At 71.9% G+C, this 22,726-nt stretch carries 20 protein-coding genes; 8 read left to right on the top strand and 12 right to left on the bottom strand.

The window, feature by feature from the left end:
- Positions 1–239 precede the first annotated feature (239 nt).
- Positions 240–1,010, top strand: coding sequence for an SCO2400 family protein (locus ACZ4N5_RS12000; protein WP_467756963.1), 771 nt, complete (start codon positions 240–242; stop codon positions 1,008–1,010).
- 294 nt (positions 1,011–1,304) lie between these two features.
- Here ACZ4N5_RS12000 and ACZ4N5_RS11995 read toward each other — a convergent pair whose 3' ends face one another.
- Positions 1,305–1,754 carry a MarR family winged helix-turn-helix transcriptional regulator gene (locus ACZ4N5_RS11995; protein WP_467756962.1) on the bottom strand — a complete coding sequence of 150 codons (450 nt, stop codon included), beginning with the start codon at positions 1,752–1,754 and terminating at the stop codon, positions 1,305–1,307.
- A 110-nt stretch (positions 1,755–1,864) separates the two neighbouring features.
- Between ACZ4N5_RS11995 and ACZ4N5_RS11990 the strand changes: the two genes are divergently transcribed.
- Positions 1,865–2,887, top strand: coding sequence for an NADP-dependent oxidoreductase (locus ACZ4N5_RS11990; RefSeq protein ID WP_467756961.1), 1,023 nt, complete (start codon positions 1,865–1,867; stop codon positions 2,885–2,887).
- Between the two features lie 182 nt (positions 2,888–3,069).
- On the opposite strand, the gene ACZ4N5_RS11985 is transcribed toward ACZ4N5_RS11990, so the two are convergent.
- Positions 3,070–5,679, bottom strand: coding sequence for a M14 family zinc carboxypeptidase (locus ACZ4N5_RS11985; RefSeq protein ID WP_467756960.1), 2,610 nt, complete (start codon positions 5,677–5,679; stop codon positions 3,070–3,072).
- A gap of 316 nt (positions 5,680–5,995) precedes the next feature.
- Between ACZ4N5_RS11985 and ACZ4N5_RS11980 the strand changes: the two genes are divergently transcribed.
- Together ACZ4N5_RS11980 and ACZ4N5_RS11975 are read left to right on the top strand one after the other, a co-directional pair.
- Complete coding sequence (locus ACZ4N5_RS11980) at positions 5,996–6,859, top strand: hypothetical protein (protein WP_467756959.1); 864 nt, start codon at positions 5,996–5,998, stop codon at positions 6,857–6,859.
- 94 nt (positions 6,860–6,953) lie between these two features.
- Positions 6,954–7,784, top strand: a complete 831-nt coding sequence (locus tag ACZ4N5_RS11975) for an EI24 domain-containing protein (RefSeq protein WP_467756958.1) — start codon at positions 6,954–6,956, stop codon at positions 7,782–7,784.
- Between the two features lie 30 nt (positions 7,785–7,814).
- On the opposite strand, the gene ACZ4N5_RS11970 is transcribed toward ACZ4N5_RS11975, so the two are convergent.
- Both ACZ4N5_RS11970 and ACZ4N5_RS11965 read right to left on the bottom strand, forming a co-directional pair.
- The gene (locus ACZ4N5_RS11970; protein WP_467756957.1) at positions 7,815–9,128 is read right to left on the bottom strand and encodes a pyroglutamyl-peptidase I; all 1,314 of its coding nucleotides are present in this window, start codon (positions 9,126–9,128) and stop codon (positions 7,815–7,817) included.
- A gap of 132 nt (positions 9,129–9,260) precedes the next feature.
- Positions 9,261–9,836: a TetR/AcrR family transcriptional regulator gene (locus ACZ4N5_RS11965; RefSeq protein ID WP_467756956.1), complete on the bottom strand. Its 576-nt coding sequence runs from the start codon at positions 9,834–9,836 to the stop codon at positions 9,261–9,263.
- 103 nt (positions 9,837–9,939) lie between these two features.
- Between ACZ4N5_RS11965 and ACZ4N5_RS11960 the strand changes: the two genes are divergently transcribed.
- Entirely contained in the window at positions 9,940–12,441 is a 2,502-nt protein-coding gene (locus ACZ4N5_RS11960) for a glycoside hydrolase family 3 protein (protein ID WP_467756955.1), read from the top strand.
- Positions 12,442–12,508: 67 nt separating this feature from the next.
- Here the strand turns inward: ACZ4N5_RS11960 and ACZ4N5_RS11955 are convergent, their stop codons facing one another.
- Positions 12,509–13,483 (bottom strand): aldose epimerase family protein, encoded by a 975-nt coding sequence (locus tag ACZ4N5_RS11955; protein ID WP_467756954.1) that lies wholly within the window; start codon positions 13,481–13,483, stop codon positions 12,509–12,511.
- A 10-nt stretch (positions 13,484–13,493) separates the two neighbouring features.
- On the bottom strand, positions 13,494–14,393 hold the full coding sequence (locus ACZ4N5_RS11950; RefSeq protein WP_467756953.1) for an SGNH/GDSL hydrolase family protein: 900 nt from the start codon (positions 14,391–14,393) through the stop codon (positions 13,494–13,496).
- 308 nt (positions 14,394–14,701) lie between these two features.
- On the opposite strand from ACZ4N5_RS11950, the gene ACZ4N5_RS11945 reads away from it, so the two are divergent.
- Positions 14,702–15,196 carry a DUF3145 domain-containing protein gene (locus ACZ4N5_RS11945; RefSeq protein ID WP_261702513.1) on the top strand — a complete coding sequence of 165 codons (495 nt, stop codon included), beginning with the start codon at positions 14,702–14,704 and terminating at the stop codon, positions 15,194–15,196.
- A gap of 107 nt (positions 15,197–15,303) precedes the next feature.
- On the opposite strand, the gene fabF is transcribed toward ACZ4N5_RS11945, so the two are convergent.
- From fabF to fasR, 5 genes are all read right to left on the bottom strand, one after another.
- Positions 15,304–16,575, bottom strand: a complete 1,272-nt coding sequence (gene fabF, locus ACZ4N5_RS11940; RefSeq protein ID WP_467756952.1) for a beta-ketoacyl-ACP synthase II — start codon at positions 16,573–16,575, stop codon at positions 15,304–15,306.
- A 127-nt stretch (positions 16,576–16,702) separates the two neighbouring features.
- The gene (locus tag ACZ4N5_RS11935) at positions 16,703–16,951 is read right to left on the bottom strand and encodes an acyl carrier protein (RefSeq protein ID WP_189185313.1); all 249 of its coding nucleotides are present in this window, start codon (positions 16,949–16,951) and stop codon (positions 16,703–16,705) included.
- A gap of 74 nt (positions 16,952–17,025) precedes the next feature.
- Entirely contained in the window at positions 17,026–18,057 is a 1,032-nt protein-coding gene (locus ACZ4N5_RS11930; RefSeq protein WP_467756951.1) for a beta-ketoacyl-ACP synthase 3, read from the bottom strand.
- 13 nt (positions 18,058–18,070) lie between these two features.
- A complete protein-coding gene (locus ACZ4N5_RS11925; protein WP_467756950.1) occupies positions 18,071–18,988 on the bottom strand; it encodes an ACP S-malonyltransferase in 918 nt (305 codons plus the stop codon).
- 89 nt (positions 18,989–19,077) lie between these two features.
- The gene (fasR, locus tag ACZ4N5_RS11920; RefSeq protein ID WP_467756949.1) at positions 19,078–20,283 is read right to left on the bottom strand and encodes a fatty acid biosynthesis transcriptional regulator FasR; all 1,206 of its coding nucleotides are present in this window, start codon (positions 20,281–20,283) and stop codon (positions 19,078–19,080) included.
- Positions 20,284–20,378: 95 nt separating this feature from the next.
- Between fasR and ACZ4N5_RS11915 the strand changes: the two genes are divergently transcribed.
- A complete protein-coding gene (locus ACZ4N5_RS11915; protein WP_467757128.1) occupies positions 20,379–21,035 on the top strand; it encodes a pirin family protein in 657 nt (218 codons plus the stop codon).
- Positions 21,036–21,207: 172 nt separating this feature from the next.
- Here ACZ4N5_RS11915 and ACZ4N5_RS11910 read toward each other — a convergent pair whose 3' ends face one another.
- A complete protein-coding gene (locus ACZ4N5_RS11910; RefSeq protein WP_467757127.1) occupies positions 21,208–21,786 on the bottom strand; it encodes a TetR/AcrR family transcriptional regulator in 579 nt (192 codons plus the stop codon).
- A 110-nt stretch (positions 21,787–21,896) separates the two neighbouring features.
- Between ACZ4N5_RS11910 and ACZ4N5_RS11905 the strand changes: the two genes are divergently transcribed.
- A complete protein-coding gene (locus ACZ4N5_RS11905; protein ID WP_467756948.1) occupies positions 21,897–22,718 on the top strand; it encodes an SDR family oxidoreductase in 822 nt (273 codons plus the stop codon).
- Positions 22,719–22,726: the final 8 nt, after the last annotated feature.

The raw sequence follows: 22,726 nt of genomic DNA, 5'->3' as shown, positions 1-22,726 counted from the left end.
TGCTGCTTGAGCTTGTTCGAAATTTCGTCACACGTTCGAAATGCTGGCGTGACAGTAAGGATGCGGCCGGGGGAGTGTCAATGGGCCGCGCACATAACGGTTTGGACGCGATGGGCGCAGGATGGCGGGGAATGTTCGGGGGTGTCCGGGTCCGACGGACCGGAATGCTGGATTCCGCACAGAACTTTCACAACTGCCCCTAGGAACGTTACCGGCGGTGACCCTAGTCTTCCCGCGTCATGGACTACTGCCACGTGTGCCGAAGGCACCTCAACGGCGCCCTCGCCTGTCCCGGGTGCGGCACCCCGGTCGACGAACTCGGCGCGGACGCTGAGGAGGTCGACGCGCGCCCGGAATCGGATGGCGACGCCGACGCGTACTACGGCGAGGACGGCGACGCCCAGGGACACTCCGGGCGGGCCGCGCGACGGCGTGGGGAGCGTGGCCGGGACGCCGCGAGCGATGCCGGGAGTCCGAGCGGCCCGCAGGGCCCGCCCGCCCCGGCCGGCACCAGCCGACGCGACCGCAAGGCCGCCGCGCACCGTCGGCGGCGGCGCCGCACCCTGTTCGTCGCGGTGGGCTTCGTTCTCGCGGCCGGCGGTCTGAGCCTCGCCGAACTCGGCATCGACGCACCCGGGCTGGGCCCGAGTCCCGCGGCGGCCGGCGGGGAGTCGCCGGACGGCTCGGCCTCGTCGGCGGCGTCCGCGCACCCGAAGAGTTCCCCGTCGGGCTCCGCCTCGGCCACCCGTACGCCCGGCTCCTCGTCGTCGCCCTCCGGATCCGCCTCCGCGTCCGCCTCCGCATCTCCCACGGCGACGAGCGAGAAGAGCGCCGGGGGTGGGTCGGCGAGCGCCGGCACGCTCCCGGGCCGGTCCACCTCGGCCCCGGTGAACGCCTCTTCGTCCCCCCGGACACCGGCTCCCACCACCGCGGCGCCCACGACGTCGGCGCCCACACCGGCCCCCTCGTCCTCGGACGGGTGCAACCGCTTCTTGTGGTGGTGCACGTAACGCCTGCTGGCGCCCGACCGGCCCGCGGCGGTTCCGACACGCCGCTGACGGGGCTTCATGTCTGTCGCGTGACGACCCCTTTCCGGGGCACCCTCGGCGATTCCGCCCGACAGGACGCGGCGGAACCCGGCAGGCTTCGGCAGGACCCGGCGGAAACCGACAGACTGTGACAGGCTCTGCCAGACCCTGACAGAAGCCAACGGAAACTCGCAGAACCTGACGATCCCGGTCGATCCGGGAGGCTGCCGTTCGCGCCGTGAGGCGTTCAGGCCCGGGGCGCCCGTGCCGGTGCCCTCAGTCGCTGTCCGTGTCCTCGCCCAGCATGCGGCGCAGCAGGTCGCGCAGGGTCAGTCGTTCCTGATCGGAGAGCTCCGCCAGGGGCTCGCGGGCGAAGTTCAGCGAGTCGCGCAGCCCCCCGGCGATCTTGCGCCCCTCGGCCGTCGCCGCCGCCAGTTTCACCCGGCGGTCCGCCGGGTCGGGGCGCCGCTCCACCAGCCCCCGCGCCTCCAGGCGGTCAACGATCCCCGTGACGTTCGACGGCTCGCACTTCAGCTGCTGCGCCAGGCGCCGCATCGGCAGCGGCTCCAGCGAGAGAAGGCCCAGCAGTCGCGCCTGCGCGCCGGTGAGGGCGTGTTCGGCGGCGGCGTCCTCGTACTCCTCGTGGTAGCGGGCCACGACCGTGCCGATCAGCTCGACGACCTCCATGGTCAAAGGGTCGATCCGTGGTCTCTTGTGGGTGGCCATGCCTCCCAGAGTATCGCGTTACTTGACATCATCAAATATTCAGGCGCATGGTTGTTTCAGGAACTGAAGTATTAGAGCCGCTCGCCGGTCACCGTGAAAGGCGCACCCTCATGTCCGAGACCCCCCAGCTTCCCTCCGTCGGCCGCGAATGGCACCTGGTCAGCCGTCCGGTCGGCTGGCCCGAGCCCGCTGACTTCGCCCTGGTCGAGGCCGAGGTCCGGCAGCCGGGTCCCGGTGAGGTCCTGGTGCGGAACGCCTACGTCTCCGTCGACCCGTACATGCGGGGCCGCATGAGCGCCGCCAAGTCCTATGTCGCCCCCTTCGAGCTCGGCAAGACCATGCAGGGCGGCGCGGTCGGCGAGGTCATCGCCTCGAACGCCGAGGGCATCGAGGTCGGCGACCATGTGCTGCACTTCCTCGGCTGGCGCGAGTACGCCGTCGTGGACGCCAAGCAGGCCGTCAAGGTGGACCCGGAGGCCGCGCCCCTGTCGACGTACCTCGGCGTCCTCGGCATGACCGGCCTCACCGCCTACGCCGGGCTCCTGCGCACGGCCTCCTTCAAGGAGGGCGACTCCGTCTTCGTGTCCGGCGCCGCCGGTGCCGTCGGCAGCCAGGTGGGCCAGATCGCCAGGCTCAAGGGCGCCTCGCGCGTCATCGGCTCCGCCGGGTCCGACGAGAAGGTCAAGCTGCTCGTCGAGGAGTACGGCTTCGACGCCGCCTTCAACTACAAGAACGGCCCGGTCTCCCAGCAGCTGCGCGAGGCCGCCCCCGACGGTGTCGACGTCTACTTCGACAACGTGGGCGGGGACCACCTGGAGGCCGCCATCGGCTCGCTGAACCGGGACGGCCGCATCGCGATCTGCGGCATGATCTCCGTCTACAACAGCACCGAGCCCGTCCCCGGCCCCAGGAACCTGGCCCGGCTGATCCAGACCCGCGGCCGCATGCAGGGCTTCCTCGTCGGCGACCACTACGACCTCCAGCAGGAGTTCGTCCAGGAGGTCGGCGCCTGGGTCCGCTCCGGTGAGCTGAAGTACAACGAGACGGTCGTGGAAGGCATCGAGAACAACGTGGAGGCGTTCTTCGGCGTCCTGCGCGGCGACAACGTCGGAAAGATGATCGTCAAGCTCTGACCTCGGTCCCACCGACGGCCGAGGCCTGTCCGACGGCGCTCGTCGCGCACGACGGAGGCCGCCACGACGGAGGCCGCCACGACGGAGGCCGCCACGACGGAGGCGGTCACGACGGAGACCGGCACGACGGAGGCCGCACCCCCGGGGACGTGGGGTGCGGCCTCCGTCTGTTCCCTCCGAGGTCAGGACACCGTCAGCAGCGCCCTCGCCACCTGCGGGAACTCTCCCTTCGGATGGTCGCGGAAGAGCGGTTCGGTGCCGAACAGCACGGCGTGCGGCCCGGACACCACCGAGGCCCGGCCGCCGGCCGCCGTCGGCCCTCCCGAGCCGTCGTCCAACGGCCGCCAGTGCCCGGCGAGCAGCGGATCGCCGCTCGCGTAGGACTGCTCCACGCGGACACCGGGGCCCAGGTCGGTGAACCAGACGGGCGCGTAGACGAAGCTGTGGTCGGGAGCGCCCGCTGTCACGGAGCCGCACGTCCGCGCGGCGCCGCTCACCCTGGTGGAGCCGCCCGAATTCACCACTCTCACCACGCCGTTGGCGTCCGGGTTGCCCTCCACCGGGGTCGCCGCGAGCAGTCCGGCGGCCGTGTTCAGCGCCGCGCCCGTGGCGCCGCGTCCGACGAGGCCGTGGGTGCCCAGGAACGTGTCGAGAGCCGCCCGCGCGGCCGGTGCGAGGGCCGCGTGGTCCAGCCCCGACGACACGAACAGCACGTCCGCCGCCGACCAGTCGAAGCCCGCGTCCAGGATCGCCGTCGACACCGGGATCACGTCGAAGTTCATCTCGCGGAGCGCGAAGAGTTCGCCGGGGGTGACGGCCGCGGCGACGCGGACCCGTCGCAGAAGGGCGCCCCCCGAGGCCGTCGCCCGGTCGAAGGCGACGTCGTACACACGGGCCGCCTCGACGGCCCGCGCACGGCCCGACGCCGGCACGACCACCCCGCCGCCACCGTCCTCCCGTACCGGAACCCCTTGCTTCAGAAGGGAGTTGAGAGCGGCGATCTCCTGCGGTGTGCCCAGCCGGAGCCGCAGATCGCCGTGCGCGGCGACCTGCCCGGCGCGCGGCGCGGCGTCGACCGCGCGCAGCGGGAGAGCCGACAGGGAGCCGCTCTCCACCCGCTCGACCGTCGCGCCCCACAGCCGGCCGAGGCTCCAGCCCGAGATGTCGTACATCGTCGACACCTTGTCGCTGATGTCCCGTCCGTCCGCGAGCATGACATTGGCCAGACCGCGCTTCGGCTGACGCAGATTGACGACGTACGAGCCCTTCGCGTACGAGCGTCCCGCGAGCCGGAAACCGCGTGTCGCGCGGGTGACGCGCACGTCGTTGGCGATCAGGTGGTCCACCAGACGCGCGGCGGCGGCGCCGGAACGCTGGGCCGCGCCCGCCGGAACGACGTACGCGCTCGGGAAGTCGGTCGTGTAGACGTCCTCGGGACCGATGCCCGGGACACCGGGGACGGTCTCGGGGGACACCGGTACCTGCGCGGCGCCCGTCGCGCCCCGCCGGAAGACCTCGATCTGGTCGGCGACGAGCGAGGTCCGGTGGGTGCGGGCGAAGTCGAGCGTGGCGCGCAGGGCGGCGCCCGCGACCGCGACGTTGATCGCCGAGCGGCGCCTCAGTTCCGTCACCGGCAGGGTGTCGTACGCCGTGCCGTTCACCGTCATCGGGATCTCGACGGTGTGCGCGGCGACCGCGCCGTGGAAGGCCGCGTACTGCGGGGTGAACACCGGCGGCCAGTCGTCCCAGCCCTCCTGCTGGTCGCGGAAGGGGATCTGGACGGGCTCCACACCATCGCCCGCGGGGGTGTATCCGAGGCCGTTGACGGCGGCCTCCATGCCGAGGGCGTTGGCGTAGGTGTTCTTGAGGAAGAGGTCGTACTCGTAGTTCTCGCCGTGCGGCGGGGTCGTCGGCTCGATGAGCGTGCCGTTGACGTAGCCGTGCAGATCGAGCATGACGGCCGGCTGCTTGTCGATCATGATCTGCCGCATCGCGCGCGTCTCGGGCTGCGAGGCGGTGATGAAGTCCCGGTTCAGGTCGAATCCGTTGGCGTTCGAGCGGGTGCCCGCGATACGGCCGTCCGGGTTGGCGGTGATGTCGAAGTAGAGCCTGCTGTGGGCGAGGAGGTCCTTGGTCTTCGCGTCCTCGGCCGTCGCGAGGTGCGCGATGAGCGAGAGGGCGGCGTCCGTTCCCTCCCACTCGTTGCCGTGGATGTTGCTGTTGAGGAAGACCGGCGTCTTGTAGTCGCGCTTGATCGCCGGTTCCTTGGCGGCGGCGCCGGGCGCGTTCTCGATGAGCTCGCGCATCCGCTCCTGGGCACGGGTACCGGCGGCGGACTCCGGGGCGGTGACGGTGACGAGGAACAGGCGGTGGCCGCCCGCGGACCGCCCCGCGACCTCGACGCTCACCCGGTCGCCCAGCCGTTGCAGGGCGTTGAGCTTCGGGGCGATGGCGTGGTACGGGGTGAGGCCGAGCCTGATGGACTTGTCGGCGGGGTTCTCGGGATCCGGGGTGAGGACCTGCTCGCGGGGGTAACCACGAGTGCTCGCCGAGAGGCCGGTGACGGGGGCGGTGAGCGCGGCGCGGGCGGCGCTCGCGGGCGAACGGGCGGCGCTGTCGGCGACGGCGGAGCCCTCGCGGACCGGAACCGGGACCGGGACCGGTGGCCCGTGGTCCGCGGTGGCACTGGTCGGCGCGACCAGCAGCGACCCGGCCGCGACGGTCGCGACGACCGCGACGGTCCCGGACAGGGCGCGTCTCGACAGGGTTCGGCGAGGCTTCGGCAAGCGCATGCGTCGTACCTCCGGACCAACTCGGATCGTTCTCGGACCAACTTGGATCGTTCTAGGAGCGGATCGTTCTCGGGACGGTTCGGATCGGCTCGGGCCGGTACGGCTCGGCTCGGCCGGTACGGCGAGGTGTATCTGTTCGACTCTGGCGCAACAAGGGCGTCTTCCCGCCACACAGGCCCTCACGTCCGCCCCGACGGCCGTCATGGATGCCCCGGACGGCGCATCACCGGGGGGCCGGAGCGGGCATGCTGACTGCGGCACCCGGCCCGATCCGCCGGACAGGTCCCGGCGGCGACGCGTGCGGCGAGGAGAGCCCATGTCCCCGATTCCGTCGCTCCCCAGCAGGGAGGACGTGCTGCGCCTGGTGCGCGGCACGACCGACATCACCGGCCAACTCCTCGACACGGCGGGGAACATCACCAGGATCGCCGTCAATACCCTCGACCCCCGGGACGGCTCCGGGACGGAGGCGCTGCGCGTCCTGCGCGAGACGACGGCCGAACTGGCCGAGGCCAGCGCCTCCCCGCAGGCGCAGGAGGCGTTCTACAAGATCGTCGACACCCTGACCCGGCTCGGCACCAGCGGGGCGCCGCTCGCCGTGCACCCCGTGAGCGAACCCGCCCAGGCGCTGCTCGCCGCGATCGGCGACAGCCTGCTGCCCGTGCTCGACGCGGTGGAACCCGCCGTGCAGGAGGCCGTCGTCGTCCTCGGTGAGCTGATCGAGGCCACCTCGCCACTGCTGCCGGCGGCGGCCGGCGTCGCGGCGGGGGCCCTGCTCGCGCTCACTCCGGTGATCCGGACCTCGGCGGACGTACTGCGCGACTCCTCGCCCGAACTGCGGCGCGTCGCCGACGCGTTGACTGCCGCGCTGGCTCCGCTGCTGCCTCTCCAGGTGGCACTGGCCGAGCGGGTGGCCGCCGCGGGGGCCGGAGCCGTCCGAGCCGGACTTCCGCCGCTCGCCGACCTCACGGAGGCCGCGGCCGCCGCCGTGACGGCGGCGCGCCCGCTGCTCGTCGCGGGCGAGGAACTCCTCGTCGCCGGTCTCGAACAGCTCCAGCCCGTGATGCTGAGCTCCGCCCACCGGGCCGGCCGGGTCGCCCGCGCCGCCGCGGTCCGCGTCTCGGCCGCGATCGCGCCCGCCGCGGACCGGGGGGTGGTGGTCGCCGTCACCGTCGCGTAGCGCCACCGCCCTGTAACGGGTCACCCCCGCCCCGTGTCGAAGCCGTCACCACCACGCACTGGGGTCCGCCGCGACACCCCGATAAAGTTTCCCCATGCGCGATCTTGGGGTGGGCTTCGGCTATTTGCTGCGCGGCCAGCGTTGGGTGGCCCGGCACGGGAAGAGTTACGGGTTCGGGTTGCTGCCGGGACTCATCACGCTCGTGCTCTACGCGGCGGCACTGGTCGCCCTCGGCATGTACGGGGAGGGCTTCGTCACCTGGGCGACGCCGTTCGCGGACGGCTGGACGAGCCCCTGGGCAGGTCTCTTCCGCGGCTTCCTCACCGCCGTGCTCTTCGCCCTCGCCCTCCTCCTCGCCGTCCTCACCTTCACCGCGGTCACCCTGCTCATAGGCCAGCCCTTCTACGAGGGCCTCTCGGAGAAGGTCGACAGGGACGTCTCCCCGGACGGCACGGCCCCCGAGTCGGGGCTGCCGCTCTGGCGTGAACTGTGGATCTCCGCGCGCGACAGCCTCCGTATCCTCGTGCGGGCTCTCGTCTGGGGCGTCCTCCTCTTCGCACTCGGCTTCGTTCCGTTCGTCGGGCAGACCGTCGTCCCGGTGCTCGGCTTCTTCGTCACCGGCTTCTTCCTCACCGAGGAACTCGTCGCCGTCGCCCTGCAACGCCGCCGCATCGACCTCCGGGCCCGCCTCGCCCTGCTCCGCTCCCGCAAGGCACTGGTGTGGGGCTTCGGCACCCCGCTGGGCCTGGCCTTCCTCGTTCCGTTCGTCGCGGTGTTCCTCATGCCGGGCGCCGTCGCGGGCGCCACCCTGATGGCCCGGGACCTGCTCGGCGAGGAGATCGAGGAGAGCAGCGAGGGCGATGCCGGCGAGGACGCGGACGGGGCTTCCGAGGGGGCTTCCGAGGAACAGGGCGCCACCTCGTGACCGAGACGCCCGCCGTCGCCGTCGCCGTCGTCACGGTGCGTGCGGGGCGGTCGCGTCGACGGCCACCGTCAGGATCGCCCGCACCTGCGCGATGATGTCGAGACGGTTGCGCACGAACTCGGGGTCCGTCACCGTCCCGGTCGCCGGGTCCGTGTTGTCCGCGCCGAACTGCAGGACAGGCGTGTGGACATGACCGCCGGGCAGGCTCGCGCCGAGGCCGAGACGGTCCCGCAGCAGCGTCGCCCGGTAGGCGATCTCGTTCGACAGATAGTCCCCGCCGCCGCCCGCGCGGGCCTGTGATCCCGGGGTCGGCCCGTCGGGGCGTACGACAGGATCGGCCCCTCCCGCCGGGATCTCGGTCACCGAGGTGTGGTCGTAGACCGGGAAGCGGCCCGTGTGCGCGGCGACGATCTCCGCGTACGGGAGGGTCGTCGTCGTCCACTGGGGCTGCGAGGCCGGGTCGGTGACCGGGACGGTCCCCGTCACCGAGACGTTGTCGTTGTCCGGAAAGCCGCCCCGCCAGGCCCCGTTGGTCCGCTCCACGTCGAACCGGCCGACGCGGCCCTGGCTGACCGTGGTGAACAGGTCCACCTGCGGGAGGTACGGCCGCAGGGTCCGTTCCACCGTCCCTTCCGCGGAGCCGGACGCAGGGGAGGTGCCCCCGGTGAAGTCCTGCCAGCGGACCGGGAACACGACGGTCTCCACCCGCGCCGGACCGCCCGCGGTCCGGATCGTCGTGCCGTCGAGAGCGAGCGCGGTCGCCCCGGACGGGTTGGAGATCCGGATGTCACGGTCGAGCGTGAACGGGTCGAACCCGGTGACCAGGATGCGCTTCATCCCCGTGCGCGGCCCCGTGCGCGGTGGGAAGTGCACCGCGTTCTGACCGCGCGAGCTCCACTCCAAGCCGTCCAGCAGGCGGGCGCGTTGAGTTCTGGTCAACCCGAACCCGGGCTCCCATCCCCGCACTTCGCGCGTCATGCCGAGCCGCGCCCAGTACAGCGGCCGGTCGTCGTCCCGGCTCAGGTCGCCGCCCGCCGGGCCCCGGCCCTGCGCCCGGTCGACCGCCCGCCGCCACAGCCGGGCACCCTCCCGCATCACGACCCGCTCGGCCTGCGCGTACGACCCGGCCCGGCCCAGCGCCCGGACGAACTCCGGTGCCAACGTGTCGAATCCGGAGCGCCGCAGGATCTCCCGGGGCGCCGCCCCGTCGAGTCGCTGCTCCTCGACCGTAGGGGTGCCGGCGGTGGGGTTCTCGGCCGTCGTCGCCGACGCGGTGGGCAGCACGGTGATGCCCGCCAGCAGCGCCAGCCCGAGAATGCCGATCCGAACACGTAACTGGGTCAAGGGAGTTCGGGCCTTCCGTCATGTGGGGGGTGCTGCCGGACGGCGGCAGTATCCCGTGACGCGGGGGCGTACACCATGGCGCGAGGCGGAAGTGGCCGAAGGGCATGGGCCGTTGACCGGGACGGACGTCGGTCAGTCCTCGCCCAGCAGGGTGAGGAAGTCCCTGAACGCGGCCGGCATGTCCACCGACTCCGGGTCCAGCAGCCACTGGTACTGCAGCCCGTCCATCACGGCGACGAGCAGCGGAGCGGCGCGCTCCGGCGTGAGACCGCTCGGCAGCCGCTCCCCGTACTCCGCGCGCAGCACCGAGGCCATGTTCGCGCGCACCGCGGTGTAGCGCCGGGTGAAGAACTCACGCGCCGGGTGCCCCTCCGTGACGCTCTCGCCGAGCAGCGCCGAGAAGGTCTGGATGATCCCGGGCCGCATGGCGTTGTACTCGACCAGCGAGACGAGCAGGTCGGCCCGCCACGTGGTGTTGGGCAGGGCGTCCCACTGGTCCCGCTCCTTGAGCACGGCGACGAGCAGGGCCTCCTTGGTGGGGAAGTGGTGCAGCAGGCCCTGCTGGGTGAGGCCCACGCGCTCGGCGACCGCGGCGAGGCTCGCGCCCCGGTAACCGCGCTCGGCGATCACCTCCAGCGCGGCGCGCACGATCTCCGCGCGCCGCTCCTCACTCCTGGTCCTGGTCGCCATGGCGTCACCGTACGGCATCCGATCACCGCCATTATAACGGCCACGTCACGAAACCTACCGCTCTACAGGTGGCCGATGCAGGATGGGGGAGACCGACGGCTTTCAACGAGGAGGTGCCGCCATGGCGGAGACTGCGGTGGAGACGGCGAAGGACCGGAAGGACGCGGAAGCGGAGGCGGCCCGCGAGGCCGTCGTCGAGGCGGCCCTCGGCCGGCTCGACCTGGACGCGAAGGCCCGGCTGCTGTCCGGCCGGAACATGTGGACGCTGCCCGCGCTCCCCGAGATCGGTCTGAAGTCGCTCGTCATGTCCGACGGTCCGATCGGCGTCCGCGGCGTCCGCTGGACCGCCGACGACCCCTCCGTCGCGCTCCCGTCGCCCACCGCGCTCGCCGCCACCTGGGACCCCGACCTGGCCCGCCGGGCCGGCACGCTCCTCGCCCAGGAGGCCCGCCGCAAAGGCGTCCACGTCCTGCTCGCCCCCACCGTCAACCTGCACCGCTCACCGCTGGGCGGCCGCCACTTCGAGGCCTACAGCGAGGATCCCCACCTGACCGGCGCGATCGGCAGCGGCTATGTCCGGGGCGTGCAGTCCGGCGGCGTCGGCACCACCGTCAAGCACTTCGTGGCCAACGACGCCGAGACCGACCGCTTCACGGTGAACAACCTCGTCTCCGAACGCGCCCTTCGCGAGCTGTACTTGGCGCCCTTCGAGGCCATCGTCGAGAACGCCCACCCGTGGGGGATCATGACCGCCTACAACTCGGTCAACGGCACGACGATGAGCGAGCACCGCTACCTCGTGAACGAAGTCCTGCGCGGTGAATGGGGCTTCGACGGCTTCAACGTCTCCGACTGGATGGCCGCCCGCTCCACCACGGCCGCGATCGAGGGCGGCCTCGACGTCGCCATGCCCGGCCCCCGGACCGTCTACGGCCCGCCGCTCGCCGCGGCCGTGCGCGCCGGCGAGGTGGCGGAGGCCACCGTGGACGCGGCCGTCCGCAACGTGCTCCGCCTCGCCGCCCGCGTCGGCATCCTGGAGGGCGCCGAACCTGTCGTGACCGAGCTGCCCGAGGCCGTCGACGGGGAGGCGCTGGCCCGCGAGATCGCCCGCCGCTCCTTCGTCCTCGTCCGCAACGAAGGCGCCCTGCCGCTCGCCGAGGGGCACCGGGTGGCTCTCATCGGAGCCGCCGCCCGCGACGCCCGCGTCCTCGGCGGCGGCTCCGCCACCGTCTTCCCCGCCCGGATCGTCTCGCCCCTCGACGGCCTTACCGCCGCCCTCCCCGAGGGCAGCCTGACGTACGCCGTCGGCGCCGACCCGACCGTGGAACTCCCGGTCGCCGACAAGGGGTTCGAGCTGCGCACGGTCTGCCGTGACGCCGCCGGCGAGATCATCGCCACCGTCTCCGTCCCGAACGGCCAGATCCAGTGGATGGGCGACGACCTGCCCGAGGGCGTCACCCTCCCCCAAGCTTTCGACTCCGCTCAAGCAGGGGGTACCCCCAACACCCTCCACAGCGTCGAGCTGACCGGCACCTTCACCCCGCGCGACAGCGGCCCGCACACCTTCGGCATCAAGGGCCTCGGCGCGTTCACCCTCACCGTCGACGGCACGACGTACTTCGACGACGTCCAGGGCACCGACAAGGACCGCCCCTTCGTGACGATCTTCGGCGCCCCGGTCCCGCGCGGCCAGGCCGAACTCACCGCGGGCGAACCGGTCGAGGTCTCCCTCACCCATCTCGTCGAGTTCCCCGACGGCATCCGGATGAAGGTGGTCGGCTTCTCGCTCGCCCATCAGGAGCCCGTGCGCGACGCGGACGAGCTGATCGCCGAGGCCGTCGGGGCGGCCCGCGCCGCCGACACCGCCGTCGTCGTGGTCGCCACCACCGACCGCGTCGAGTCCGAGGGCTTCGACCGGGCGGACCTCAGGCTCCCCGGCCGCCAGGACGAACTGGTGCACGCCGTCGCCGCCGCCAACCCCAACACCGTCGTGGTCGTCAACTCGGGCTCCCCGGTGGAACTCCCGTGGCGCGACGAGGTCGCCGCCGTGCTCCTCAGCTGGTTCCCGGGGCAGGAGGGCGGCGCCGCCCTCGCCGACGTCCTCACCGGCACCCACGAGCCGGGCGGTCGCCTCCCCACCACCTGGGGCTCCCTCGCCGACGCCCCGGTCACCCAGGTACGCCCGGCCGACGGCGAACTCCCGTACACCGAGGACGTCTTCATCGGCTACCGCGCCTGGGAGAAGGAGGGGAGGACCTCCTCGTACGCCTTCGGCCACGGCCTCGGCTACACCGACTGGACGTACGAGTCCATCGAGGTCGAGGGCACGACCGTCACCGTCCGGGTCCGCAACTCCGGTGAGCGCGCCGGGCGCGAGGTCGTCCAGGTCTACCTCGCCCCGGCGGAACCCGGCACCGAGCGGCCCGTCCGCGTGCTCGCCGGTTTCGCCGGCGTCGAGGCGGGACCCGGCGAGAGCGTCGAGGCCGTCGTGGCACTCCCGCGCCGCGCTTTCGAGATCTGGGACACCACCGCGAGCGGCTGGGCGTTTGTGAAGGGTTCGTACGAGATTCAGGCGGGCCGTTCCCTCAGGGACCGCCGTCTGAGCACGATGATCGAGGCGTAACCAGCGCGCGCCGCTTCGGCGAGCCCCGGTCCGGAACCTGACCTCCGGACCGGGACTCGCGGTCTGGCTAGGACCGCACGGAGAACCCGTACACCGTCTCCGACCTGTACACGTCGCCCGGCCGCAGCTCCGTGCTCGGGAAGTCCGGCCGGTTCGGGGAGTCGGGGAAGTGCTGGGTCTCCAGCGCGATGCCGTCGTTGGGGGCGAAGGGGTCGCTCAGGTGGTCGGCGGTGTAGAACTGGAGACCGGGTTCGGTGGTCGCGACCGTCAGTACCCGCCCGGACGCCGGATCGTGCAGCTCGGCGACCTCCACGGGAGCGCCGGTGACCCCCTTGTCGAGCACGTAGTTGTGGTCGTATCCCGCGCCGGTCTTGCGGGACTCCCGGAAGTCGAAGCGCGTGCCCTCGACCGGGTCGAGTTCCCCGGTCGGGATGAGGTCCGCGTCCACCCGCGTCAACCGCGAGGCGTCGAGGCGCAGTTCGTGCCCCAGCGCGCTGCCGGAGCCGCTCAGGTTCCAGTACGTGTGGTTCGTCAGGTTCAGCACGGTCGGCGCGTCGGTGACCGCCTCGTAGGCGATCCGCAGCGCGCCCCGCTCGTCGAGCGTGTACGTCACCGAGACCTCCAGGCGGCCCGGAAAGCCCTCCTCGCCGTCCGGGCTGACCCGGGAGAGCCGCACCCCGTGTTCGAGCGGCGCCGCGTCCCACACGCGCTTGTCGAAGCCGCCGTCGCCGCCGTGCAGCGAGTTCGGCCCGTTGTTCGGGACCAGGTGGTACGTCGCTCCGTCCAGCGAGAAGCGGGCGCCGCCGATCCGGTTCGCGTACCGCCCGACCAGCGCGCCGAGATACGGTTCCGGATGGGCCGTGTAACCCGCCAGGTCGGGGAAGCCCAGCGTCACGTCCACGGCTCGCCCGTCCCGGTCCGGCACCTCGGCCGACTGCACGATCCCGCCGTACGTGAGCACACGCACCCGGACCCCGGCGCGCTCCAGTGTCCAGCGATGGACCGGGGTGCCGTCGGAAAGTGTGCCGAAAAGTTCGCTCATGAGGGAAACCCTAGGTCACCGGTTTGCGCGAGGTGACGGTCCGGTAGGCGATCTCTGCGAGTCGTGCCTGTCCGTCCCTGCTCGGATGGAACCAGTCCCAGTGGCTCAACTGGTCCGTACCGAAGCGGTAGTCGAAGACCGCGTCCCCGTCGAAGCGGCAGCGCCGGTCCTTAGCGCACACCTCACGCAGCACCTGGTTGTACGCCTTCACCCGGTCCTGCACCTGTCCGCGCCGCAGGGTCGCCGCCGAGCCCAGCGAGTCCGCGTCGCCGAGCATCGAGGGGCAGATGCCCAGTTTCCAGACCTGCTTGCCCAGCGGATTGCCGCGCCCCTGGGACCACAGGCGCTTCAGATCCGGCACGCTCGACACATACACCTGGGTCTTGGGCAGAGCGCCGCGCAAGGTGTCCATCGCGTCCTGGAACTCGGTCCGGAAGTCGGCGACGGACGTCATCGCCGATGCGGAGGAGCGGCAGGCGTCGTTGGCGCCCGCCATCACCGTTACCAGCTCCGGCCTGCGGGTCGCCGCCTGTGCCATCTGGCCGGGGAGATCGGCCATCCGCGCGCCGGTGACCGCGTAGTTCCAGCTGCGCTCGGCCGCCCCGGTGGCGCCGAGCAGCCGTACGGCAAGACTGTCGACCTGCGGATCGCTGCCGGTCGCCCACGACACCTCGGGGCAGTCGGACAGCACACTGCACGCGTCGAACCCGCGCGTGATGGAGTCCCCGACCGCGGCCATGGAGTCCGGGCTGCGGTCCCAGACCGGCGTGGGCTTCGGGGACGGCCGGGCTCCCGTCCCGCTGGGCGCGGAGGAGTTGCCACCGGTGGCGTCGCACGCGGCGACGCCCAGGAGAGCCGCCGCCGCGGCGACGGCGAGGACGGCCCGCGAACGGTGGCTGCGATTCCGCATCCCCTGGTCTCCTCGTTCGTTGTACAGGGTTGGTCGGCACCCGTTCTGCGCGGTCGGTCGCACCACGTCGTACACGGTCGGTCGCACCGCGTTTCCATGGGGCGGCCGTCTCCACCCGGGAGATGACCCGGACCCCCGGCAAGGGAGTCCGGACGCGTCCCGCCGGGTGAAACCTCGGAGGTTCACGGCGCTTGGACCGACGGTACGTCACACTCCTTGCGCCGCCGCAGGGTAGCCTCGCCACGTGGCCGCCCTGCCACTGCCGTTCCGCTAAGTTACAAGATGTCTCGCTCTGTCCGGAGGCCCCAGTGACGACACGTGGAGTTCTCTACGTGCACTCCGCGCCCCGCGCGTTGTGCCCGCACGTCGAGTGGGCGGTCGCGGGGGTGCTCGGCACGCGCGTCAACCTCGACTGGATCCGGCAGCCCGCCGCGCCGGGCACCTGGAGATCCGAGTTCTCCTGGAAGGGCGAGGTCGGCACCGCCTCCAAACTCGCCTCCGCACTGCGCGGCTGGCACCTGCTGCGCTTCGAGGTCACCGCCGAACCGTGCCCCACCGCCGAGGGCGAGCGCTACAGCTGCACCCCCGAGCTCGGCATCTTCCACGCGGTCACCGGCATCCACGGCGACATCCTCATCCCCGAGGACCGGCTGCGCGCCGCGCTGCTGCGCTCCCAGCGCGGCGAGAGCGACCTGGAGGCCGACCTCGCCAAGCTCCTCGGCAAGCCCTGGGACGACGAACTGGAACCCTTCCGCTACGCCGGCGAGGGCGCCCCGGTCCGCTGGCTGCATCAGGTGGTGTGACGCTCCGTCAAGGGCGCTCCTCCATAACCGAAGAACGAACGGCGTGTGGCCCGTACCCCTTGATCAAGGGGTACGGGCCACACGTCATTCAAAACAGGGAACCGGCGTCAGACGGAGCGGAACGCCAGCACCACGTTGTGCCCACCGAAGCCGAACGAGTCGTTCAGCGCGGCGATGCGGCCCTCGACGGGCAGCTTGCGCGCCTCGCCGCGGACGATGTCGGCAGCGGCCTCGGCCTCGGGGTCGAGGTTCTCCACGTTGATGGTCGGCGGCGCGACCCGGTGGTACAGGGCGAGCACGGTCGCGACCGACTCGACGCCACCGGCGCCACCGAGGAGGTGACCGGTCATCGACTTGGTCGCGGAGACCGCGAAGTGGTCGGCCTCGTCGCCGAACACCTTGCGCAGCGCCTTCAGCTCGGCCACGTCACCGGCCGGGGTCGAGGTGGCGTGCGCGTTCACGTGCACGATCTCGGCCGGGTCCAGGTCGGTGTTGTCGAGCAGGTTCTGCAGGGCGTGCGAGATGCCGCGGCCCTCGGGCTCCGGCTGCACGATGTCGTGCGCGTCGGCCGAGATGCCCTGGCCGACCGCCTCGGCGTACACCCGGGCGCCGCGCTTGGCGGCGTGCTCGGCGGACTCCAGGACGAGGACGCCGGCGCCCTCGCCGAGGACGAAGCCGTCACGGGCGACGTCGTAGGGGCGCGAGGCACCCTGCGGGTCGTCGTTGTTCTTGGACATCGCCATCATGTTGCCGAACGCGGCGATGGGCAGCGGGTGGATGGCCGCCTCGGTGCCACCGGCGACGACGACGTCGGCGCGGCCCGTGCGGATCATCTCGATGGCGTAGCCGATGGCCTCGGCGCCCGAAGCGCAGGCGGAGACCGGGGTGTGCACACCGGCGCGGGCACCGACGAGCAGACCGACGTTGGCGGACGGGCCGTTCGGCATCAGCATCGGCACGGTGTGCGGGGAGACACGGCGTACGCCCTTCTCCTTCAGCACGTCGTACTGGTCGAGCAGGGTCGTTACGCCACCGATGCCGGAGGCGATGACAGTGCCCAGCCGGTCGGGGTCGACGCTCGGGTCCTCGCCCGCCTTGTCGGTGAAACCGGCGTTCGCCCAGGCCTCCTTGGCCGCGATCAGCGCGAACTGCGCCGAGCGGTCCAGGCGGCGGGCCTGCGGGCGGGGAATGACCTCGCCCGGCTCCACGGCGATCTGCGCCGCGATACGGACAGCCTGGTCGGCGGCCCACTCCTGCTCGAGGGGGCGGACGCCGGAACGTCCGGCGATCAGGCCCTCCCAGGTAGAGGCTGCGTCGCCACCCAGCGGTGTGGTTGCGCCGATACCGGTGACGACCACGGTGCGATTGGTCGGGCTCACGGGAATTCTTTCTCCAACGGATACGAGGATTCAGCGGCGCCACCGCCGGGTGGCGGGGCATCAGCCCAGGGGAACCAGGGCGCCAGGCCCCGGTGAACCCGGACGGTCGGCCCAGGTGACCGGAAGATCAGGCCTGGTGCTTGAGGATGTAGTTCGTCGCGTCGCCGACGGTCTTGAGGTTCTTGACGTCGTCGTCCGGGATCTTGACGTCGAAGCGCTCTTCGGCGGCGACGACGACCTCGACCATGGACAGCGAGTCGACGTCCAGGTCGTCGGTGAAGGACTTGTCCAGCTGGACGTCCTCGGTGGGGATCCCGGCGATCTCGTTGACGATCTCGGCGAGACCTTCGACGATCTCTTCCTGAGTGGCGGCCATGTCAGGCGCTCCTTCGGTGTGTTTCCAGAGGGTGGCGGTTTTCCGTACGGACCGGATGATCCGGTACGGAGTGCCTAAGGGAGGGTAACGACCGTCGCGGCGTACACGAGACCCGCCCCGAAGCCGATGACGAGCGCGGTGTCGCCGCTCTTCGCCGCACCGGTCGCCAGGAGCCGCTCCATTGCGAGCGGAATCGAGGCGGCCGAGGTGTTGCCGGTGGTGCGCACGTCACGCGCGACCGTGACGTGTCCCGGCAGTTTCAGCGTCTTCACCATCGAGTCGATGATCCGCTCGTTGGCCTGGTGGGGAATGAAGACATCCAGGTCGTCCGAGGTGATCCCGGCCGCGTCCAGCGCCTGCTGGGCGACCTTCGCCATCTCGAACACGGCCCAGCGGAACACCGCCTGGCCCTCCTGCGTGATGGCAGGGAACTTGATCTCGCCCTTGGAGTCGAGCGGGAGCTCGGAGACGTCGCCGACCTTGAAGCGGTCCCACGGCACGGTCTGCTTGATCGTGCCGGCCTTGTCGCCCTCGCTGCCCCAGACGGTGGGGCCGATGTGCGGCTCCTCGGAGGGACCCACGACGATCGCGCCCGCGCCGTCGCCGAACAGGAAGGCCGTCGCGCGGTCCTCCAGGTCGGTGAGGTCGGACAGCCGCTCCACGCCGATGACGAGGACGTACTCCGCGGAACCCTCGACGATCATGCCCTTGGCGAGGGTCAGGCCGTAGCCGAAGCCCGCGCAGCCGGCCGAGATGTCGAAGGCCGCGGCCTTGTTCGTGCCGAGCTTGTCGGCGATCTCGGTGGCGATGGCCGGGGTCTGGCTGAAGTGCGACACGGTGGCGACGACCACGGCGCCGATCTGCTCGGCGTTGATCCCGGCGTCGGCGATGGCCTTGCCGGACGCCTCGATCGACATCGCGGCGACGGTCTCCTCGTCGGAGGCCCAGTGCCGCGTCTCGATGCCCGAGCGCGAGCGGATCCATTCGTCGGACGAGTCGATCGTCTCCAGGATCACCTCGTTGGGCACCACCCGGACGGGACGGTAGCCGCCGACGCCGAGGATGCGCGCGAAAGGAGCGCCCTTGGGTGCCTTGATCTTCGACATGCTCTCGGGCTCCTTAGGCCGCGCTGTGCTCGGCGATGAGCTCGCGAGCCGCGTCGAGGTCGTCTGGTGTCTTCAGGGCCAGCGTCGTGACACCGGGCAGGGCGCGCTTGGCGAGACCGGTCAGCGTCCCGCCGGGGCACACCTCGATCAGCGCGGTCGCGCCGAGCTTCTGGAAGGTCTCCATGCACAGGTCCCAGCGGACCGGGTTGGCGACCTGGCCGACCAGGCGCGAGACGACCTCGGCACCGGAGGCGACGGACTGGCCGTCCCGGTTCGAGATGTAGGTGACCCGCGGGTCCGCCGGACTCAGTTCCTCGGCGGCCTTGGCCAGCGCCTCGACCGCGGGGGCCATGTGGACGGTGTGGAACGCGCCCGCCACCTTCAGAGCGACGACACGCCGGACACCCTCGGGCTTGTCCGCCTCCAGGGCGGCCAGCTGCTCCAGCGTCCCGGCGGCGACGATCTGGCCCGCGCCGTTCACGTTCGCGGGGGTCAGCCCCAGCTTCTCCAGGTGCGCGACCGTCGTCTCGGGGTCCCCACCGAGCAGCGCCGACATACCGGTCTGCGTGATGGCGGCGGCGTCGGCCATCGCCAGGCCGCGCTTGCGTACGAGGGACAGCGCGGCGGTGTCGTCCAGCACTCCCGCGAACGCGGCGGCGGTGATCTCGCCGACGCTGTGCCCGGCGACCGCACCGGGGGTCACGTCACCGAGTGCCGCGGCGGACAGGAGGCCGGCGGCGACCAGCAGCGGCTGGGCGACAGCCGTGTCACGGATCGCGTCCGCGTCGGCCTGCGTGCCGTAGTGGGCAAGGTCGAGCCCGATGGCGTCCGACCACGCGGCGAGGCGTTCGGCGGCGCCGGGGAGGTCGAGCCAAGGAGTCAGGAAGCCGGGCGTCTGAGCGCCCTGGCCGGGAGCGACGAGTACGAGCACTCTCACACTCTCTCTTGTGGACGGCCACGGCCGCCCGTGGGGACAGGGACGAAGAACACGAGAGGGAATTGTAGGTCCCCGACAAAAGGCTAGGTCTGGGGATCTCCATCGGCCAGACGCCCCAGGATCAGCGCGATCCGCAGCGTGAACGCGGATCGTACATCCGAGGGTGACCAGCCGGTGACGTCAGTCACACGTCGGAGCCGGTAGCGCACGGTGTTGGGATGGACGAACAGCATCCGGGCGGCGCCTTCGAGGCTGCTCGCCTGCTCCAGATAGACGCTGAGCGTCTCCAGGAGCGCGGAGCCGGCTTCCTCCAGCGGTCTGTAGATCTCCTCCACCAACTGCTCGCGGGCGGAAGGGTCTCCGGCGATGGCGCGCTCGGGCAGCAGATCGTCCGCCAGCACCGGGCGCGGGGCGTCCTGCCAGGCAAAACACGCCTTCAGCCCGGCCGCCGCGGCCTGCGCGGACCGGGTCGCGGCGAGCAGATCGGGCACGATCGGCCCGGCGACGACGGATCCGGCGGCGAACGGACCGATCAGTGACTTGGCGACCGCGAGCGGGTTGTCGCTGCCGCCCGCGATGACGACCAGCCGGTCCCCGAGCACCCCCGTCAGCACCTGCAGCTTGGCGTGCCGGGCGGCCCGCCGGATCGCCTCGACCGTCAGTTCGCTGTCACCGTCCGGTGCCGTGCCCAGCACCACGCAGACATGTTCGGGCGAGTTCCAGCCGAGCGCGGCGGCCCGGGAGACGGCGCCCTCGTCGGCCTCGCCGGAGAGCACGGCGTTCACGACGAGCGATTCGAGCCGGGCGTCCCAGGCACCGCGTGCCTCCGCCGCCTGCGCGTACACCTGGGCGGTGGCGAAGGCGATCTCGCGGGCGTACACGAGCAGCGCCTCGCGCAGCACGCCCTCGTCCCCGGGAGCCGCCACCTCGTCGATGGCCGACTCCATGACCTCGATCGTGGTCCGCACCATCTCCACCGTCTGGCGCAGCGTGATGGCCCTGGTCAGCTCGCGTGGCGCGGTCCCGAAGACATCGGTGGAGATGGCCTGCGGCGCGTCCGGGTGCCGGAACCACTCGGTGAACGCGGCGATACCGGCCTGGGCGACGAGCCCGATCCAGGACCGGTTCTCCGGGGGCATGGCCCGGTACCACGGCAGCGTCTCGTCCATCCGCGTGATGGCCTGGGCGGCGAGACTGCCGGCCGACTTCTCCAGCCGCTTGAGGGTCGCGGTGTGCATCTGGACGTCATGCGCTGGGCGCTCGGTCTTGCTGGCTTCGGGTTCGGGCACGGGACAAGACTGCCTTATCCGGACGGAGCTGTGCGGCGGCGGGTCGCAAAGTAAGCGCGGGGCGTTCGCCTGGCCGGGGCTACGGTGGGCGGGTGATGGACGTCCGCCGCGCCGACGAGCGCTACCGCGGAGGGGACCCGGCGGCCGGGATCTCCTCGCTCCACGCCTTTTCCTTCGGCCCGCACTACGACCCCGACAACCTCCGCTTCGGCGCGGTGATCGCCTGCAACGAGGAGCGGCTCGCCCCTGGCGCCGGCTTCGACGAGCACCCGCACAGCCACACCGAGATCGTCACATGGGTGGTGGAGGGAGAGCTGACCCATCGCGACTCGGCCGGTCACGAGACGGTGTTGCGCCACGGCGACGTCCAGCGGCTGAGTTCCGCGGGCGGCGTCCGCCACGTCGAGCGCAACGACGGCGAGCTGCCGGTGGTCTTCGTCCAGATGTGGCTTGCCCCCCTGGAACCGGGTGGCGACCCGGCGTACGAGACCGTCCGCGGTATCGCCGATTCCACCCCGTACGCCGTTCCCGAAGCGGGCGCCATGCTCCATGTGCGCCGACTGACGGCGGGTGAGCGCACGGCGGTCCCGGACGCGCCCTTCGTCTATGTCCATGTCCTGCGCGGCGAGGTCCGGCTGGACGGCGTGGAACTGGGGGAGGGCGACGCGGCCCGCGTCACGGACGCGAAGGACCTGGAACTGGTCGCGGGTGTGCCCGCCGAGCTGCTGGTGTGGGAGATGGCGGCCGTCTGACACCGACGCCGGGATGCCGCCCGGATCGCCCCGACGCCGACGCGCCGCCTCCGAGGCCGGTTCGTCCACTCCTACGTCGACCGGTCGCCTCCGAGGTCGGCGCGTCCGGTCTTACGTCGACCGGTCGCCCCCCCGAGCCGGCGCGTCCATCCCAGCACCAGCGCGTTCGGCCCTAGGCCGACGCGTCCAGCTCGCGGATCAGCCGGTCTCCCTCGCGGGTCATGATCTCGGGGTCGCGCAGGGCGTTGGAGAGCAGGGACATCCCCTGGTAGGCGCCGACGAGCGTCAGCGCGCGGCCCTCCGGGTCGGCGACGCCGATCTCCCTGTACTGCTGTTCGACCCAGTCCAGCAGCTGCCGGACGACCCGTCCCGCCAGGAGATCGAGGCCGCCCTCGTCCCGCTTGTCGAGCTCCGCGGCGAGGGTGCCGGTGGGACAGCCGTAGCGCGCCGCGGTGTCCCGCCCGGAGACCCACGCCGCGATGAGCCCCTTGAGGCGGTTCCGCGGCTCGGGGAGCTTGTCGAGCTCGTCGGTGAGTTCCCTCAGGTGGCCGGAGTGTTCGGCTAGAGCGGCCTCGACCAGCTCATCCTTGGTCTTGAAGTAGTAGTACACGTTGCCCGCCGGGACCTCGGCGGCACGGGCGATGTCGGCGATCGTCGTGCGCTCCACGCCCTGCTCGTGCAGCACCCGGGCCGCGGCCGCCGTCAGCTGCCGCCGCTTGCCGGCCGCTTTGGCCCGCGGCCCCCGGGGCATCTCTGAGTCAGTCACCCGACTGACTATAGACAGCGGCATCCCGCCTTGCTAGCGTCCTGCCCATCGGGGTTAGTCAGTCGACTAACTAACTTTCGGCCGAGGGAATCGACATGTACGTGGTGACGGGTGCGACCGGGAACGTGGGACGCGCGCTGGTGCGGACGCTCGGCGGAGCCGGACTGCCGGTGACGGCGGTGGCCCGGAAGATCACCGGGGACGAGGTGCCCGAAGGCGTCCGGGCGGTCGCCGCCGACCTGGCCGAACCGGCCGGGCTCGGACCGGCGTTCGAGGGCGCCGAGGCACTGTTCCTGCTGGTGGCGGGCGAGGATCCGCGGGGCGTCCTGGACGCGGCGAAGACCGCCGGAATCCGCCGGGTGGTGCTGCTGTCCTCACAGGGTGTGGGAACGCGCCCGGAGGCCTACGGGCACCCGGCCCGCTTCGAGGAGGCCGTACGGGAGTCCGGCCTCGAATGGACGGTCCTGCGGTCCGGCGGGATGGACACCAACGCCTTCGCCTGGGCCGAGTCGGTCCGCGCCCGGCGCGAGGCAGCCGCGCCGTTCGGTGACATCGGTCTGCCCTTCGTCGACCCCGACGACGTCGCGGCCGTCGCGGCGGCCGCCCTGCGCGAGGACGCCCACGCGGGGGAGACCTACACCCTGACCGGTCCCGCGCCGACCACCCCGCGCGAACGGGCCGCCGCGATCGGCGCCGCCCTGGGCGAGCCGGTGCGCTTCACCGAGCAGACCCGCGAGGAGGCGCACGCCCTGATGGCGGGCTTCATGCCGCTGCCCGTGGTCGAGGGCACCCTCGCCATCCTGGGCGAACCGACCGAGGAGGAGCGGCGGGTCGGCCCGGACGTGGAACGCGTCCTCGGCCGCGCGCCGGGCACCTTCGCGGCCTGGGCGCTGCGCAACGCGGCGGCGTTCCGCTGACCGCGCCG

Source organism: Streptomyces sp. NPDC026500 (assembly GCF_055567635.1).
The sequence above is the reverse complement of the archived record's forward strand: the minus strand, read 5'-3'. Positions and strand labels throughout refer to the sequence as shown.

Coding starts and splice junctions, on each gene's coding strand:
- ACZ4N5_RS12000 (WP_467756963.1), top strand. CDS start 240: ATGGACTACTGCCACGTGTGCCGAAGGCACCTCAACGGCGCCCTCGCC.
- ACZ4N5_RS11995 (WP_467756962.1), bottom strand. CDS start 1,754: ATGGCCACCCACAAGAGACCACGGATCGACCCTTTGACCATGGAGGTC.
- ACZ4N5_RS11990 (WP_467756961.1), top strand. CDS start 1,865: ATGTCCGAGACCCCCCAGCTTCCCTCCGTCGGCCGCGAATGGCACCTG.
- ACZ4N5_RS11985 (WP_467756960.1), bottom strand. CDS start 5,679: ATGCGCTTGCCGAAGCCTCGCCGAACCCTGTCGAGACGCGCCCTGTCC.
- ACZ4N5_RS11980 (WP_467756959.1), top strand. CDS start 5,996: ATGTCCCCGATTCCGTCGCTCCCCAGCAGGGAGGACGTGCTGCGCCTG.
- ACZ4N5_RS11975 (WP_467756958.1), top strand. CDS start 6,954: ATGCGCGATCTTGGGGTGGGCTTCGGCTATTTGCTGCGCGGCCAGCGT.
- ACZ4N5_RS11965 (WP_467756956.1), bottom strand. CDS start 9,836: ATGCCGTACGGTGACGCCATGGCGACCAGGACCAGGAGTGAGGAGCGG.
- ACZ4N5_RS11960 (WP_467756955.1), top strand. CDS start 9,940: ATGGCGGAGACTGCGGTGGAGACGGCGAAGGACCGGAAGGACGCGGAA.
- ACZ4N5_RS11955 (WP_467756954.1), bottom strand. CDS start 13,483: ATGAGCGAACTTTTCGGCACACTTTCCGACGGCACCCCGGTCCATCGC.
- ACZ4N5_RS11950 (WP_467756953.1), bottom strand. CDS start 14,393: ATGCGGAATCGCAGCCACCGTTCGCGGGCCGTCCTCGCCGTCGCCGCG.
- ACZ4N5_RS11935 (WP_189185313.1), bottom strand. CDS start 16,951: ATGGCCGCCACTCAGGAAGAGATCGTCGAAGGTCTCGCCGAGATCGTC.
- ACZ4N5_RS11930 (WP_467756951.1), bottom strand. CDS start 18,057: ATGTCGAAGATCAAGGCACCCAAGGGCGCTCCTTTCGCGCGCATCCTC.
- ACZ4N5_RS11915 (WP_467757128.1), top strand. CDS start 20,379: ATGGACGTCCGCCGCGCCGACGAGCGCTACCGCGGAGGGGACCCGGCG.
- ACZ4N5_RS11910 (WP_467757127.1), bottom strand. CDS start 21,786: ATGCCCCGGGGGCCGCGGGCCAAAGCGGCCGGCAAGCGGCGGCAGCTG.
- ACZ4N5_RS11905 (WP_467756948.1), top strand. CDS start 21,897: ATGTACGTGGTGACGGGTGCGACCGGGAACGTGGGACGCGCGCTGGTG.